Genomic DNA, 15,166 nt, shown 5'->3' on the forward strand with positions numbered 1-15,166 from the left:
CGTCAGAGATAGAGTGCTGATGGTTTTATTAGTTATTACATGATGTTAGATTTGAACCTATACTTGATTTAACGGCATGCATTCAAAGCCGATAAATCAACTTGAATATAGAATTCATGACATTTGAAGGGAGAGTCAAATGGGAACAGTTTTTCGACGCAAAGCCTCGCAACGCACTCAGTTTTTCAGGTTTAAATTGAAGTCATGTGCAATCATGTTGCCGCTTATTGCTTTACAACCCTCCGTTACTTACGCTTCTGAAACTCAATCAAACCCTGCTGTCACCGTTATTGAAACCACACAACTGGTTGGTTTTGGTGAAGCAAAATATCCAGCCGATTTCACTCACTTCGATTACGTTAATCCTGATGCGCCAAAGCAGGGTAAAGTGACCTATGGCAGTATAGGTACGTACGATAGCTTTAATCGATTCGGTTCCCGCGGCGTTGCTGCAAGTTATACCGGAGAGATTTACGATACATTGATGTTCTCTCCGAGTGACGAGATTGATGCGTACTATCCATTGATTGCTTCAAAGGTTCGCTACGCCAGTGATTTCACTTGGATGGAAATCGACATCAACCCAAATGCTAAATTCCAAGATGGCGAGCCTATCACTGCGCATGATGTTGCCTTTACTTTTGACAAGTTCTCAACAGAGGGCGTGCCTCAGTATCGTGTGTATTACAAAGAGATTAAGTCAGTAAAAGCGGTCTCTGATTTGGTTGTTCGTATTGAAATGAACAGTCCAAACCGCGAAAAACTGTTTAGCTTTGCGCAAAGCACTCGTGTATTGCCGAAACATTTTTGGAAAGACAGAAAGCTGTCTGAGCCTCTAAGTGAGCCACCAGTCGGTAGTGGTCCTTATAAGATCATCAGCTACAAATCAGGCCAAAGTGTTACCTATGGTCTAGATGAAAACTACTGGGCAGCAGACTTACCAGTTAACGTTGGCCGTAATAACTTCAAGCAGGTGCAATACGATTACTACCGTGACGACACGGTAATGCTGGAAGCCTTTAAAGCAGGGGAGTTCGATCTGCGAACCGAGAACTCGGCGAAGTTCTGGGCCAACTCCTACACAGGCGCGAACTTCGATAAAGGCTACATCATTAAAGAAGAGATAAACCATGAGAAGCCTGAAACGACTCAAGGTTTTGTCTTCAACATTCAATCTCCAGTGTTCTCTGATCCTAAAGTTCGTGAAGCGTTAACCTACGCGATGGACTTTGAGTGGATGAACAAGAACATGTTCTATGGTCAGTACAAACGTACTCGCAGCTACTTCCAAAATACTGACTATGAAGCGAAAGGCTTACCAAGCGAAGCTGAAGTCGAGTTGTTGTCTCAATACAAAGATCAAATTCCACCGCGAGTTTTCACCGAAGAATTCCAACCACCCGTCACCGATGGCAGCGGCCGTATTCGTAGCCAAATGCGCACGGCTTTCAAATTATTGAAAGAAGCGGGTTGGGTGCTGAAAGACAAAGTAATGACCAACGAAAAGACGGGCAAGCCGATGTCATTTGAGTTGCTGATTTATAGCCCAACGACGGAACGTATCGCAACGCCGGTTCAAAAGAACCTTAAGCGCATGGGTATTGAGATGAAGATACGTACCATTGATACGACTCAGTACATCAAGCGCTTACGTGATCGTGATTTCGACATGGTTTCGTCGTCATTTTCCGCAAACCCTTATCCTAGCCCGAACTTAATGATCGTTTGGAACTCTAACTACATTGATTCTACTTACAATACTGCAGGTGTTATCGATCCAGTGGTTGACGCGTTAACAGAAGAAATTGCGCTTAACCAACAGCATCCTGAAAAGCTTCTTACACTAGGTCGTTCACTTGACCGTGTATTGCAGTGGAATTTCTACAACATCCCGCAATGGCACGTTGGTGAATATCGCGTAGCAATGTGGGACAAGTTTGAGCGTCCAGATGTATTGCCTAAATACGATTTAGGTATCGATACATGGTGGATTTCAGAAGAGAAGGCGGCATTGCTTCCTGAAAAACGTCGCTAGGAGTTAGTTAGCATGGCCGCGTATATATTTCGACGTTTATTGTTGGTGATCCCCACGCTGTGGGCGATCATCACCATCAACTTTTTCATCATCCAGATTGCCCCTGGAGGCCCGGTAGAGCAAGCCGTTGCTCAATTAGAAGGGCATAACTCTGGCATTATGGAGCGCTTTTCTGGTGGTGGACAAGAAGTTGATTTGAGCGAAAGTGACCAAGCATCTGCCAGTGGCTATAAAGGCTCACGCGGGCTTGATCCTGAAGTGGTTGAAGAGATCAAAAAGCAGTTTGGTTTTGATAAGCCGATTCACGTTCGCTACTTCGACATGTTGAAAAACTACGCGACCTTTAATTTCGGTGAAAGCCTGTTTAAGGGCGGCAACGTTATTGATTTGATCATCGAGCGACTGCCCGTCTCCATCTCCTTGGGATTGTGGAGTACGTTAATCATCTACGTGATCTCGATACCTTTAGGCATCATGAAGGCGATACATCACGGCTCTCGGTTTGATATTTGGTCGAGTGCGGTGGTGATTGTTGGTTATGCCGTTCCAGGTTTCTTGTTTGCGATTATCCTGATTATTTTGTTCGCGAGCGGTAACTACTTCAGTTGGTTCCCATTGCGAGGCTTGGTGTCGAGTAATTTCGACCAGCTTAACTGGTACCAGCAGATTGGCGACTACTTCTGGCATTTAGCATTGCCTATTTTTGCGATGGTCATCGGTGGTTTCGCAACACTCAGCATGCTGACCAAAAACTCCTTCCTTGATGAAATCAATAAACAATATGTAGTGACCGCACGAGCGAAAGGTTTGGATGAGAGCAGCATTCTCTACAAGCACGTTTTCCGTAACGCGATGTTGATCATTATTGCCGGTTTCCCGAGCGCATTTATTAGTATTTTCTTCACGGGCTCTATGTTGATTGAAGTGATGTTTTCACTCGAAGGCATTGGTCTGCTTGGCTTTGAGTCGACCATTCAGCGAGATTACCCAGTGGTGTTCAGCTCTCTCTATATCATGACCTTGCTTGGCTTGGTGCTGAGCATTATCTCCGACCTGACGTATACCTGGGTTGATCCTCGAATTGATTTTGAAGCGCGTTAATGGCGAATGAATAAAAAGGTATTGATAATAAATGTTTAACAACCCTTTAGCTGAAGCTCGTTGGTTACGTTTTAAAGCAAATAAGCGTGGTTTTATCTCCCTTTGGATATTTACCATTCTGTTTGGACTGAGCCTGTTCGCTGAGATCATCGCCAACGATAAACCACTTTTAGTTTCTTATGATAATCAGTGGTTTGTACCTGTCATTAATGAGTATGCCGAGACTGAATTTGGCGGCGAGTTTGAAACCGAAGCGGATTACAAAGACCCTTATGTTATCGAACTTATTGAAGACAGCGGTTACATCGTGTGGCCAATCATTCCGTTTAGCTACGACACCATCAACTTCGATATTTCGGGCGCAGTGCCTTCTGAACCTGACTCAGTGAACTGGTTAGGAACCGATGATAAAGGGCGAGATGTATTAGCTCGCATCATTTATGGGTTCCGTATTTCTGTCTTATTTGGCTTTATTCTGACGATCGTATCAAGCGTGATAGGCGTGGTTGTCGGGGCGACACAAGGTTACTACGGTGGCTGGGTGGATCTGTTTGGTCAGCGCTTCATTGAAGTTTGGTCAGGGATGCCGACTCTATTCTTACTGATCATTCTATCGAGTTTTATTGAACCGAATTTCTGGTGGCTGCTCGGAATAATGGTGCTGTTCAGTTGGATGAGTTTAGTGGGGATTGTGCGAGCTGAATTCTTACGCTGTCGTAACTTCGATTATGTACGTGCCGCGCAAGCGATGGGTGTTGACGACAAACGCATTATGCTTCGTCACATGTTACCCAATGCGATGGTTGCATCGTTAACCATGATGCCGTTTATCCTTTCAGGCTCGGTCACTACGTTAACCTCATTAGATTTCTTAGGCTTTGGTCTTCCTGCGGGTTCACCTTCATTGGGCGAGTTGTTGGCGCAAGGTAAAGCTAACTTACAAGCGCCTTGGCTTGGCATTTCTGCTTTCGTCGTGCTTTCACTGATGCTGACGTTACTGGTCTTCGTTGGTGAAGCGGTGCGTGATGCTTTCGACCCACATCAACAGAAGTAAGGATAGGTTATGACTTCAAATACAACGCCTGCTTCTCCAGTTTTGACCATCGATAAATTGTCGGTCGGTTTCGGGCGAAAAGATTCGATAGAACAAGTTACTCATGATGTCTCGTTGGAGATATACAAAGGTGAGACACTTGCTCTGGTAGGAGAGAGTGGTTCCGGCAAATCAGTTACGGCTAATTCAGTGTTAAAACTGCTGCCTAAAGGCTCGTCGCATTACTTGAATGGTAAGATTAACTTCTCTGGCACCGATATTCTGAGTTGTTCTGAAAGACAACTGCGCGGGATTCGTGGTGGTCGCATCGGCATGATCTTTCAAGAGCCCATGGTGTCGCTGAATCCGCTTCATAGAGTCGGGAAACAGCTTGTTGAAACCCTCGCGATTCACCGAGGTATGCGAACCAACAAAGCGCAAGCCTTAGCGATAGAGTGGCTATCCAAGGTGGGGATTCGTTACCCAGAGCAAAAGATTTCAGCTTATCCGCACGAGCTATCTGGTGGAGAACGCCAGCGCGTGATGATCGCGATGGCACTGATCAATGAACCAGAGCTGCTTATTGCTGATGAGCCGACAACCGCATTGGATGTATCGGTGCAAGCGCAGATCCTCGACCTACTAAAAGACTTACAGCAAGAGTTGGGTATGGCAATGCTTTTCATTACTCATGATTTAAGTATCGTTCGTAAGATTGCCGACAGAGTAGCGGTAATGAAAGATGGTCGCTTGGTTGAAAGTAACGACTGTCATACCCTGTTTAACGCACCTGCTCACCCTTACACTCAAAAACTTATTAACTCTGATCCGAAAGGTTTGCCTGTTCCTGTGTCACCCGAAAGCAAACCGCTACTCGATGTAAATCAACTTCGTGTTTGGTTCCCGATCACGGGCGGTTTATTCAAGCGAACCATTTCTCATGTTAAAGCTGTGACCGACATGGAGTTCACTTTGAAGAAAGGGCACTCAATCGGTTTGGTTGGCGAAAGTGGTTCTGGTAAATCGACGACCGGTATGGCGATACTTAAGCTGGTAGATAGTGAAGGGTCAATCACCTATTCGAGTGAACAGCTTCAAGGTTTAGACCGAAAACAGATGCTTCCGTTTAGAAGCCGTATGCAAGTGGTCTTTCAAGACCCGTTTTCTGCATTGAATCCAAGAATGTCGGTCGCTCAGGTGATTGGCGAAGGCTTGTTAGTGCACCAACAATTGGATGAGCACGAGCTCGACCAACGCATCTGTGATGTAATGAAAGAGGTCGATCTCGATCCTGAAACTCGTCACCGTTATCCAAATGAGTTTTCTGGCGGACAAAGGCAGCGTATTGCGATTGCTCGTGCTTTGATTTTAAAGCCAGAGTTTATCTTGCTTGATGAGCCAACATCTTCACTCGACAGAACCGTTCAAGCTCAAGTACTGGATTTACTGAAGTCACTTCAAGAAAAGTATGGCCTGACCTATTTGTTTATCAGTCATGATTTGAATGTCGTGAAATCCCTATGTCATTACACCATAGTCATGAAAGCTGGCGAGGTAATAGAGAAGGGTGACACTGAGACTTTGTTTGGTAATCCGCAGCATGAATATACCAAGCAGTTGGTGAATCTCTCGAACGTTGGTGGTGTTTTATAACGCAGAGGGCTTATTTAAAACAAATGGGCTCTGGTTGAATTCAACATGGTCATTTCGTTGTTTTAAGATTACACTGCGCCCAATATTTCAGAAGTACATATTTAGGTAGAGGTCACCATGGACCAAGAACATTACGAAGACGCTGATTACGAAGACGCTGATTACGAAGGCCAAGAGCTGGGCGAAGAAGGCGAAGAGATTGAAATCGAAGCAATTGGTATTGATGTTTCATCACAGCCAATCGAACTCTACAAGGTGTTTAAAATTGCTAACCTAGTGAGTGGTGGCGGTGAAGCTAAACACATCATCTCTGAAGGATACGTAGCGGTAAATGGTGAGCTGGAAACGCGTAAGCGTCGTAAAATGTACGATGGCGACTTCTTTGAATTCAACCAAGAATACTATGTAGTGGTGTGTGATCAGCCAGTACAAGAAGAATCAGACAAGCCGAAAAAGAAAGAAGCGCCTAAAAAAGATAACAAGGCGAAGAAAGGTCAGTCTAAAAAGGATTCTAAGAAGAAAGAGTCTAAGAAAAGCAAAGCTGAAATGCTAAGCGCAAAGGCTGAACCAAAGAAAGAGAAAAAAGAGAAGAAACCGAAAAAGAAAGCGGATACGCCTAAGCCAACACGTGACGATAAAAGCGGCCGTAATTCGATTGAATTCTTCTAACATTATTCTTTTAAGACGTTAATCAACGTTAGAACTCGGTTTGCGTTAAGCAGATATCAAAAGGCTCACTATTTAGTGAGCCTTTCTGCATTTAGAATCAACAAAAATCTAAGCTCTATTCTCAGTGTCGAGTGCGAGAAGACGTCAGTTCTGATGCGCGAAGCTGAGCAACGGCTTTCGCCAATTCTAGCTGAGCTTGTGCGAAGTTAATGTCTATGTTGCCCTTGTTGATGTTCTCTAGAGCCGCATATTTCGCCTCTTCTGCACGAGCGCGGTCAATGTCTTTACCATGCAAGGCAGTGTCGGCTAACACCGTAACCACATCCGGTTGAACTTCCAGCATCCCACCAGAGACATACAGCACTTGGCTTTCTGATTTAGGGTCTGTAACAAACACGGTTACGCCCGGTTTGATCTTACTGAGAAGCGGAGAGTGACCGGGGCGAATCCCCAGTTCACCATCAGCGCCAGAAACGGCTAGGGCATACGCTGGACCTGAAAACAGCGTACCTTCCGCACTTACAATATTAAGTTGAAATGTATTATCTGTAATTCCGATAGCCATGGTGCACCTACCTGTTAGAGTGATTTTGCTTTGTTAAGCACTTCGTCGATAGAGCCACAGTACAAGAACGCTTGCTCTGGGATATCGTCATATTCACCGCTTAACAGACCTTTAAAGCCTCTTAGTGTTTCGCTTAGCGGTACAAAGACACCTTTCTGACCGGTAAACACTTCGGCTACGTGGTAAGGCTGAGTTAAGAAACGTTCAATCTTACGAGCGCGAGATACGGTCTGTTTGTCTTCAGTAGACAGCTCATCCATACCAAGAATCGCGATGATGTCTTTTAGCTCTTTGTAGCGTTGCAGTGTTGTTTGTACTTTTTGTGCAATGTCGTAGTGCTCTTGGCCAACCACAAGTGGGTCTAACTGGCGAGAGGTTGAATCCAATGGATCAATCGCAGGGTAGAGGCCCAATGCCGCGATATTACGAGACAGTACAACGGTCGCATCTAAGTGAGCAAAGGTTGTTGCTGGCGATGGATCGGTCAAGTCATCCGCAGGTACGTATACTGCTTGGATAGACGTGATAGAGCCTTGTCTAGTCGAAGTGATACGCTCTTGAAGCACACCCATCTCTTCAGCCAGTGTTGGTTGGTAACCTACTGCAGAAGGCATACGACCTAGCAGAGCTGATACTTCAGTCCCGGCAAGCGTGTAACGGTAAATGTTATCAATGAACAACAGTACGTCACGACCTTCATCACGGAAGCGCTCAGCCATAGTCAGACCTGTAAGTGCTACACGTAGACGGTTTCCCGGTGGCTCGTTCATTTGGCCATAAACCATGGCTACTTTGTCTAGTACACCCGCTTCTTTCATCTCGTAGTAGAAGTCGTTACCTTCACGAGTACGCTCACCTACACCGGTAAATACAGAAAGACCTGAGTGGGCTTTGGCGATGTTGTTGATAAGCTCCATCATGTTGACGGTTTTACCTACGCCAGCACCACCGAACAGACCAATTTTACCACCCTTAGCGAATGGACAGATAAGGTCGATAACCTTAACGCCTGTTTCTAGAAGCTCAGTGCTGTTTGCTTGTTCTTCATAAGAAGGGGCTTCACGGTGAATCTCGTAGTTTTCTTTCTGACCGATTTCACCACACTCATCGATAGGTTGACCAAGCACGTTCATGATACGGCCTAGCGTTTCTTCACCCACAGGAACCGTGATTGGAGAGCCTGTATTTTCAACCGTTAGGCCACGACGTAAGCCATCTGAAGTACCCATTGCAATACAACGAACGATATTGCTACCCAATTGTTGCTGTACTTCCAATACTAACGAACTTGCTTCGTCGCTAGTCACTTTCAATGCATCATAAACGCGTGGGCTATTGCCGCCGCTGAACTCGACGTCAACCACCGCGCCGATTACTTTAACTATTTTTCCAACACTCATTCTTAAATCCTCAAATTCTGTTCTTGACCCAGTCTTTTCTAGCCCTAGACAGCTTGGGCACCTGAGACTATTTCACTCAGCTCTTGGGTAATGGCAGCCTGACGCGCCTTGTTGTAGACCAACTGCAAGTCATCAATGAGTTGGCCTGCGTTATCAGTCGCCGCTTTCATTGCGACCATTCGGGCTGCTTGCTCACAGGCAATGCTCTCAACAATGCCTTGATACACTTGCGATTCGATGTATCGATGTAACAGTTCTGAGAGTATGTCTTTGGGTGCTTGCTCATAGATGTAGTCCCAACGACGCGCTTTTTTAGGCTCACCACCTTCCTCAGAATCCGAAGGGTGGGGGAGCAACTGCAAGGTCGTTGGCGCTTGAACCATGGTGTTGACGAACTGGTTGTAAACGAGATACAAGCTATCGATCTTGCCTTCGTCGTAATGCCCCAGCATCGCGTTCACCGTACCTAAGATGTCTTCTAACTTAGGTGTGTCGCCAAGACCTGACGTTTGTGCAATAACGTTGCCGCCGCGTTGGAAGAACGAGATAGCCTTAGATCCCACTAAGGTTGTTTCTACCTCGACTCCCTTGGTGCGCCATTGCTCCATTTCTTCTAACACTTTCTTGAACAAGTTTGAGTTCAAGCCACCACACAAGCCGCGATCGGACGAGATAATGATGTAAGCGACACGCTTAGGTTCACGCTGTTGCAGGTAAGGGTGCTGGTACTCCAGCGAACCCGATGCAACATGAGAGATAACTTTTCGCATGTTCTCGGCGTAGGGCCGAGTTAGCGTCATGTTGTCTTGAACCTTACGCATCTTACTTGCTGCAACCATTTCCATTGCGCTAGTGATTTTCTGAGTGTTACTAACACTGGCTATCTTGGTGCGAATTTCTTTAGTACTTGCCATAACCTGCTCCTATTTGTTTTGATTTCCAGCTAACAAACCGGAGCACTTACCAAGCTTTCATCCCAACAAAACCTTCTAGGATCTCTTTAAGAGCGCCATCGATTTCGTCGTTGTAATCGCCTGTCGCGTTGATTTTTTCGAACAACGCAGGGTTTTGACCTTTGGCGTAAGCAATCAGCTCTTCTTCAAAACGGGCAATGTTGCTTAGTTCAACACCGACCAAGTAGCCTTTCTCTGCCGCGTAGATAACCGTTGCTTGCTCAGCGACTGACATTGGAGAGTATTGTTTTTGCTTCATTAGTTCGGTAACACGCTCACCATGGTCTAGCTGTTTGCGCGTCATCTCATCTAAGTCAGAAGAGAATTGAGCAAAGGCCGCCAGCTCGCGATATTGAGCTAATGAAGTACGGATACCACCAGACAGTTTCTTGATGATCTTGCACTGCGCCGCACCACCCACACGAGATACCGAGATACCTGGGTCGACTGCAGGACGTAAGCCTGAGTTAAACAGTTGGGTTTGAAGGAAAACCTGACCATCGGTGATTGAGATTACGTTGGTTGGTACAAACGCTGATACATCACCCGCCTGAGTTTCAATGATAGGAAGCGCCGTTAATGAGCCTGTTTGGCCTTTCACTTCACCGTTAGTGAACTTCTCTACATACTCTGCATTCACTCGTGCTGCACGTTCTAGTAGGCGTGAGTGAAGGTAGAATACGTCGCCAGGGAAGGCTTCACGACCCGGTGGGCGTTTCAATAGCAATGAGATTTGACGGTAAGCAACGGCTTGTTTTGATAGGTCATCATAGATGATCAGCGCATCTTCACCGCGGTCACGGAAGTATTCACCCATGGTGCAACCCGCATAAGGGGCTAGGTATTGAAGTGCTGCAGACTCTGATGCTGACGCAACAACGACGATGGTGTTTTTTAGCGCATCATGGTCTTCGAGTTTACGAACCACGTTAGCGATAGTGGAGGCTTTTTGGCCAATCGCTACATACACACATTTGATGCCAGAATCTTTCTGATTGATGATCGCATCGATAGCTAACGCTGTTTTACCCGTCTGACGGTCACCGATGATAAGTTCACGTTGACCACGACCGATTGGCACCATGGTATCAACCGCTTTGTAGCCAGTTTGAATAGGTTGATCAACAGACTTACGTTCGATTACACCGGGTGCAATCACTTCTACAGGGTCGAGTCGGTCACAACTCACTGGGCCTTTGCCATCGATTGGCTCGCCTAATGTGTTTACTACACGGCCAAGAAGTCCGTTACCTACAGGTACTTCTAAGATACGACCTGTACCTTTCACTTTCATACCTTCAGAGAGGTCAGTGTAGGGGCCCATAACCACCGCACCTACTGAATGGGTATCGAGGTTAAGTGCGAGTGCGTATTTGCCACCTGGTAGCTCAATCATCTCACCTTGCATAACATCAGCAAGGCCATTGATTGTGATGATGCCATCACGAACCGATACGATAGTGCCTTCATTGCGAGCCTCGGTGCTCACATTAAATTTCGAGATGCGTTCTTTGATTAGATCGCTGATTTCATTTGAATTTAATTGCATAATTGTTACCTATCTCGCGTGAAGTTGATGAGCCAATCGGTCAATTGATGTGTTTAAAGAACCATCGATAACGGTTTCACCCGCTTTGATGACCATTCCACCTACTAACGTGTCATCAATAACCTGCTTCATTTCAACCTGACGCTCTAATTTCTTCTCAAGTGCAGCTGTTAGTGACGTAACTTGATCTTGTGTCAGCATTTCTGAACTGGTGACAGTGACAGGCACTACACGTTCATGTTCGTCCTTTAGCTCGCAGTACAATTCAAACAGGTCTCTTACAACAGAAAGGCGGCCGTTCTCGGCCAAGACTCGAATAAGATTAATGACGTGGTCATCAACGAGTCCTTGGCAAATATGAATGATGAGGTTTGCCAGCTCTTCTGTTTGGTGTGTAGAAGCACCTTCTGCTGAAGAAATCTGACTAGCGATCGTTTCTTCTTCCGCGACAGCCACAAGAATGGACAGCATTGAGTGCCACTCTTGTAACTGGTTTTCACCTAAAGCAAATTCAAACGATGCTTTGGCGTAGGGATGAGCAATATTGGTGTAATCTGACATATTGCCTCTCCTTAGAGTTCGCTAATCATTTGGTCAACTAGCGCTCGGTTCGTTGCGGAATCTAGGTTTTTGCTAATCAGTTTCTGTGCACTTTGAATTACTGCGTCTGCCATATCCGCCTGAAGTTCACGGCGTATCTTTTGGCGTTCGCCTTCTAGCTCAGCTCTACCTTGTTCTAAGATGCGTGCCTTTTCTTGCTCGGCTTCTTGTTGCGCTAAGCTGATGATTTCATTGCGGCGTTTTCGGCCTTGTTCAACCAGTTCAGTCACATCTTTTCTTGCATCTTCGATGAGTTGCGCGCCATTTGATTTTGCTAGTTCTAGCTCTTTCGCAGCGTTCTCTGAGTGGCGTAAACCATCAGCGATTTCTTTTTGGCGCTCGTCTAACATCGCGGTGAGAGGGGGCCATACATATTTCATGCAGAGCCAAACAAAAATCACGAATGAGATTGCTTGTCCAAACATGCTTGCATTTAAGTTCATACCTTCCTCACTAAATCTTGATTATGTATAAATCGATCTTTCAAAGCGGTTTGATTAAGCCACGGCGAAGATGATGTATAGACCGATACCAACACCGATCATCGGTACTGCATCCACAAGACCCATCATGATGAAGAATTGAGTACGAAGCATTGGAGTAAGGTCTGGTTGACGCGCAACACCTTCAAGGTATTTACCTGCTAAGTTACCAATACCAGATGCTGCACCTGCTGCACCTAAACCGATCAGTAATGCACCTGCTACATATAAAACTGCGCTTACGATATCCATTTGTATCTCCGAAAATAATTTGATAGTTAATTTTTTAGTTATTAATTAGTGGTGTTCTTCTGTTGCCATTCCTAAATAAACAACGGTCAGTACCATAAATATAAATGCTTGTAAGAATACGATTAATATGTGGAATAAGGCCCAAGGTACACTCAGTGCCCACTGCATCCACCAAGGCATTAGTGCAATAAGGATGAATATCATCTCGCCTGCATACATATTTCCGAATAATCGTAAGCCTAGTGATATTGGCTTTGAAATTAATGTTATTAATTCAAGAACTAAGTTAATAGGATATAAAAGAGGGTTATCAAATGGCTGAGTAGTTAGCTCTTTGATAAAGCCTTTCAAACCTTTATTTTTAAATGTATAGGTTAACAGTAGAATAAACACACCGAGTGCCATCGACATTGGTATATTTACGTCTGCTGTTGGTAGGTCTCTAAAGTGCTCTAGACCCACAGCTCGAGTTAACCCCGGGATTAAATCAATGGGTAATAGGTCGACTGCATTCATTAACAACACCCAAACAAAAGTGGTTAATGCCAGTGGCCCTATTAATTTATCTTCCGCTTGAAAAATTTCTTTGACGAGATTATTCACAAAGTCAAAGACAAGCTCGATAAAACATTGAAAACGACCTGGAACGCCGCTAGTGCCACGAGTGGCAACATAGCGAAATGCACCGATGAAAAGTAAACCTGTAATCCAAGATACCAACATCGAGTCAATGTTAAACGCCCAGAAACCATCACCTGTAGTTAAGAAGGTTAAGTGATGCTCTATGTACTCGTGAGCGGTAGTTACTTGATCCATACTACGCGTACTCCGATCTATTAGAGGCGGTAATAAATGGTGTTAAGAAGTATCCAACCATAGTAAAGATGTACGCATATAATATTACTGGGTTATCCAATTTGAAGAACTGGAACGCCAAGATAAACATCAAAAACGTATATGTTATTTTTACGACACGACTCATTTGCATTAAGTCACGTAAACTATAATTAGGATTCTTACGCACCTTTAGGCTTGCATATATAAATCCAAACAGCGGTGGCAACATTGCAATTACGATGCCCAAAGCTGATGATTCCATATCTACTTTATTACCAAAAAACACTTCATATAAAACTACACCGATGGCTAATACTATTTGGCAGAGAACAACTCTTTTAGCGGCAACAAGGATGTCGCTACTAATCCCATTAAGCCTCATAATAAAACCTTATGCTAAACAGTGTAAGTTAATATAAAACACAGTTTAAATTTAACTTGTTACTACATTTCACTTGTTAATAACACTTGATTTGCTTTAAAGAAAAACCCTTGCTGGCTTTATATCTCCTGACGAAATGAAACGAATTAAGCTAATTCGCTATCGTTTCGACAAAATATAAATTACGCCTAAAATTATGTGATCAAAACGACAAATATTGATATCAATAATTCCATTTTTGAAATGAATGTTTTTCATTTATGAAAGTAATAGTTCTATCACTTTATTCATGAATATTTAAGATGCTTTATCCTTGTGAAAAAGAGGGTCTTTTTAGACGGGTTCAGCGAGCCAAATAATCAACTTATTGTCTTATCAATTAAGACTATTCAAACACTTAGGTTCATTTACAAGCTGAATTGCGAAGTGTGATTTTGGTAGGGGTTAAGCTTGTTTGAGGCAATGATGGAAGATCTCATTTTTCTGATAAATTAAACGTACGTCGCTCCTTATCAATAAGCGAATATTTTTTATATTGTTGTCAGCTTGTCACTATTTGCGTGCGCGAGAGTGAAAATTCAGCGCCTAAATGTTGATGATATAGGAGTGAAATGGGGGACTGGGTGTGCGAGAAGCATGGTGCGGAGAAGAAACACCATGCTTTGAAGAAGTAAATGGCAGCAGAACGCTGCCTAATTTACTTAATCTAGGCTCAGTTATTACTCTTCATGACTGAGGTATTGAATACATAAGTCATGGAAAGCCTGTGCTTGTGGCGAGATCGTACGATCAGACAGTCTGAAAATGCCGATTTGTCGTTGCAAGGGTGGGTCAATTAACGGAATCCACACCAAGCGGGTTTCATTGGTTGGGAAAGCCAGCTTAGGTAGCGTGGTCACGCCTATCCCGAGCTCTAACACCGAAAACAGCGAGGTGATGTTCTCGACTGAGTACAGGGCTTGTTCACTGAGCATTCGCGCAGGTGTTGGGTCCAGTAGGGTGCAAGTCCCGTTACGAATGAAGGGCTGCTTTAACAAAGTTTGCCATTCGATTCCTTCCCGTTGAGAGGCAATAGGATTGTCTTTGAGGCACACCACACCGATAGGATCAGAAAGCAAAGGTGTGAAGTCGATGCTCTCTTCTTCTAAATGGGAGCTATTGCCGAGGGCAACATCCACCTCGCCAGATAATAATCTTGCTTCTACACCTACCGCATTATCATCAATCAAACTCACTTCTACATTCGGGTACTGCTCACAAAAAGCCCCTAAAACACTAGGGATTAGTTTTGCGGCCACCGAAGGCACGCTCGCTATTCGAACTCTTCCTTGTTGTCCTGCTGCCGCTGCGCGCAAATCATTGTCTAATGCTTTGTAAACATTCAGAAATTGAATGATCTTTGGCAAGCATATTTCGCCAAAAGGCGTCAGTGTCGATTTGTTGCCTGTTTCAAACAGTGGCTGGCCGAGTATTTTTTCCAACTCTTTTATCGAAGTTGAAAGTGCCGCTTGCGATCGATTTGCACGGTGAGATGCCGCTCGAAACCCACCTTCTTCGACCACCAAAACAAAATGTTTTAACTGTTGTAGCTTAATACTCATGGCGCGAATCCTTCTCTAGCCCTTGCTATACCTTACTTTCTGTAAGGTGATAGA

General features: G+C 44.6%; 15 protein-coding genes. 5 read left to right on the forward strand and 10 right to left on the reverse strand.

Annotated features, from left to right (window positions below; translation table 11 throughout):
* Nucleotides 1-139 precede the first annotated feature (139 nt).
* The 5 genes from OCV19_RS17395 (at nucleotide 140) to OCV19_RS17415 (ending at nucleotide 6,491) form a co-directional block, all read left to right on the forward strand.
* Nucleotides 140-2,035, forward strand: a complete 1,896-nt coding sequence (locus OCV19_RS17395) for an extracellular solute-binding protein (protein ID WP_065676257.1) — start codon at nucleotides 140-142, stop codon at nucleotides 2,033-2,035.
* A gap of 12 nt (nucleotides 2,036-2,047) precedes the next feature.
* A complete protein-coding gene (locus OCV19_RS17400; RefSeq protein ID WP_004730359.1) occupies nucleotides 2,048-3,136 on the forward strand; it encodes a microcin C ABC transporter permease YejB in 1,089 nt (362 codons plus the stop codon).
* 31 nt (nucleotides 3,137-3,167) lie between these two features.
* Entirely contained in the window at nucleotides 3,168-4,190 is a 1,023-nt protein-coding gene (locus OCV19_RS17405; RefSeq protein WP_048608646.1) for an ABC transporter permease, read from the forward strand.
* Nucleotides 4,191-4,199: 9 nt separating this feature from the next.
* On the forward strand, nucleotides 4,200-5,822 hold the full coding sequence (gene yejF / locus OCV19_RS17410) for a microcin C ABC transporter ATP-binding protein YejF (protein WP_065676258.1): 1,623 nt from the start codon (nucleotides 4,200-4,202) through the stop codon (nucleotides 5,820-5,822).
* A gap of 117 nt (nucleotides 5,823-5,939) precedes the next feature.
* Nucleotides 5,940-6,491, forward strand: a complete 552-nt coding sequence (locus tag OCV19_RS17415) for an RNA-binding S4 domain-containing protein (protein WP_065676259.1) — start codon at nucleotides 5,940-5,942, stop codon at nucleotides 6,489-6,491.
* A gap of 121 nt (nucleotides 6,492-6,612) precedes the next feature.
* Here the strand turns inward: OCV19_RS17415 and OCV19_RS17420 are convergent, their stop codons facing one another.
* From OCV19_RS17420 to OCV19_RS17465, 10 genes are all read right to left on the reverse strand, one after another.
* Entirely contained in the window at nucleotides 6,613-7,056 is a 444-nt protein-coding gene (locus OCV19_RS17420) for a F0F1 ATP synthase subunit epsilon (RefSeq protein ID WP_065676260.1), read from the reverse strand.
* 14 nt (nucleotides 7,057-7,070) lie between these two features.
* Nucleotides 7,071-8,456: a F0F1 ATP synthase subunit beta gene (atpD, locus tag OCV19_RS17425; RefSeq protein WP_019820615.1), complete on the reverse strand. Its 1,386-nt coding sequence runs from the start codon at nucleotides 8,454-8,456 to the stop codon at nucleotides 7,071-7,073.
* A gap of 44 nt (nucleotides 8,457-8,500) precedes the next feature.
* The gene (atpG, locus tag OCV19_RS17430; protein ID WP_017064727.1) at nucleotides 8,501-9,370 is read right to left on the reverse strand and encodes a F0F1 ATP synthase subunit gamma; all 870 of its coding nucleotides are present in this window, start codon (nucleotides 9,368-9,370) and stop codon (nucleotides 8,501-8,503) included.
* 46 nt (nucleotides 9,371-9,416) lie between these two features.
* A complete protein-coding gene (gene atpA / locus OCV19_RS17435; RefSeq protein WP_048608585.1) occupies nucleotides 9,417-10,958 on the reverse strand; it encodes a F0F1 ATP synthase subunit alpha in 1,542 nt (513 codons plus the stop codon).
* 9 nt (nucleotides 10,959-10,967) lie between these two features.
* Nucleotides 10,968-11,519, reverse strand: a complete 552-nt coding sequence (locus OCV19_RS17440; RefSeq protein WP_017060840.1) for a F0F1 ATP synthase subunit delta — start codon at nucleotides 11,517-11,519, stop codon at nucleotides 10,968-10,970.
* Nucleotides 11,520-11,530: 11 nt separating this feature from the next.
* Nucleotides 11,531-12,001 carry a F0F1 ATP synthase subunit B gene (locus tag OCV19_RS17445; protein WP_017060839.1) on the reverse strand — a complete coding sequence of 157 codons (471 nt, stop codon included), beginning with the start codon at nucleotides 11,999-12,001 and terminating at the stop codon, nucleotides 11,531-11,533.
* 54 nt (nucleotides 12,002-12,055) lie between these two features.
* Entirely contained in the window at nucleotides 12,056-12,292 is a 237-nt protein-coding gene (gene atpE / locus OCV19_RS17450; RefSeq protein ID WP_004730405.1) for a F0F1 ATP synthase subunit C, read from the reverse strand.
* Nucleotides 12,293-12,337: 45 nt separating this feature from the next.
* On the reverse strand, nucleotides 12,338-13,108 hold the full coding sequence (atpB, locus tag OCV19_RS17455; protein WP_065676261.1) for a F0F1 ATP synthase subunit A: 771 nt from the start codon (nucleotides 13,106-13,108) through the stop codon (nucleotides 12,338-12,340).
* A 1-nt stretch (nucleotide 13,109) separates the two neighbouring features.
* Nucleotides 13,110-13,511 (reverse strand): ATP synthase subunit I, encoded by a 402-nt coding sequence (locus OCV19_RS17460; protein WP_048608582.1) that lies wholly within the window; start codon nucleotides 13,509-13,511, stop codon nucleotides 13,110-13,112.
* A gap of 719 nt (nucleotides 13,512-14,230) precedes the next feature.
* On the reverse strand, nucleotides 14,231-15,112 hold the full coding sequence (locus tag OCV19_RS17465) for a LysR family transcriptional regulator (RefSeq protein WP_065676262.1): 882 nt from the start codon (nucleotides 15,110-15,112) through the stop codon (nucleotides 14,231-14,233).
* Nucleotides 15,113-15,166: the final 54 nt, after the last annotated feature.

The organism is Vibrio celticus (assembly GCF_024347335.1).
Classification (GTDB): Bacteria; Pseudomonadota; Gammaproteobacteria; order Enterobacterales; family Vibrionaceae; genus Vibrio; species Vibrio celticus.

Coding starts and splice junctions, on each gene's coding strand:
- atpE (WP_004730405.1), bottom strand. CDS start 12,292: ATGGATATCGTAAGCGCAGTTTTATATGTAGCAGGTGCATTACTGATC.
- atpB (WP_065676261.1), bottom strand. CDS start 13,108: ATGGATCAAGTAACTACCGCTCACGAGTACATAGAGCATCACTTAACC.
- atpG (WP_017064727.1), bottom strand. CDS start 9,370: ATGGCAAGTACTAAAGAAATTCGCACCAAGATAGCCAGTGTTAGTAAC.
- OCV19_RS17415 (WP_065676259.1), top strand. CDS start 5,940: ATGGACCAAGAACATTACGAAGACGCTGATTACGAAGACGCTGATTAC.
- OCV19_RS17400 (WP_004730359.1), top strand. CDS start 2,048: ATGGCCGCGTATATATTTCGACGTTTATTGTTGGTGATCCCCACGCTG.
- yejF (WP_065676258.1), top strand. CDS start 4,200: ATGACTTCAAATACAACGCCTGCTTCTCCAGTTTTGACCATCGATAAA.
- OCV19_RS17445 (WP_017060839.1), bottom strand. CDS start 12,001: ATGAACTTAAATGCAAGCATGTTTGGACAAGCAATCTCATTCGTGATT.
- OCV19_RS17395 (WP_065676257.1), top strand. CDS start 140: ATGGGAACAGTTTTTCGACGCAAAGCCTCGCAACGCACTCAGTTTTTC.
- atpA (WP_048608585.1), bottom strand. CDS start 10,958: ATGCAATTAAATTCAAATGAAATCAGCGATCTAATCAAAGAACGCATC.
- atpD (WP_019820615.1), bottom strand. CDS start 8,456: ATGAGTGTTGGAAAAATAGTTAAAGTAATCGGCGCGGTGGTTGACGTC.
- OCV19_RS17460 (WP_048608582.1), bottom strand. CDS start 13,511: ATGAGGCTTAATGGGATTAGTAGCGACATCCTTGTTGCCGCTAAAAGA.
- OCV19_RS17420 (WP_065676260.1), bottom strand. CDS start 7,056: ATGGCTATCGGAATTACAGATAATACATTTCAACTTAATATTGTAAGT.
- OCV19_RS17405 (WP_048608646.1), top strand. CDS start 3,168: ATGTTTAACAACCCTTTAGCTGAAGCTCGTTGGTTACGTTTTAAAGCA.
- OCV19_RS17465 (WP_065676262.1), bottom strand. CDS start 15,112: ATGAGTATTAAGCTACAACAGTTAAAACATTTTGTTTTGGTGGTCGAA.
- OCV19_RS17440 (WP_017060840.1), bottom strand. CDS start 11,519: ATGTCAGATTACACCAATATTGCTCATCCCTACGCCAAAGCATCGTTT.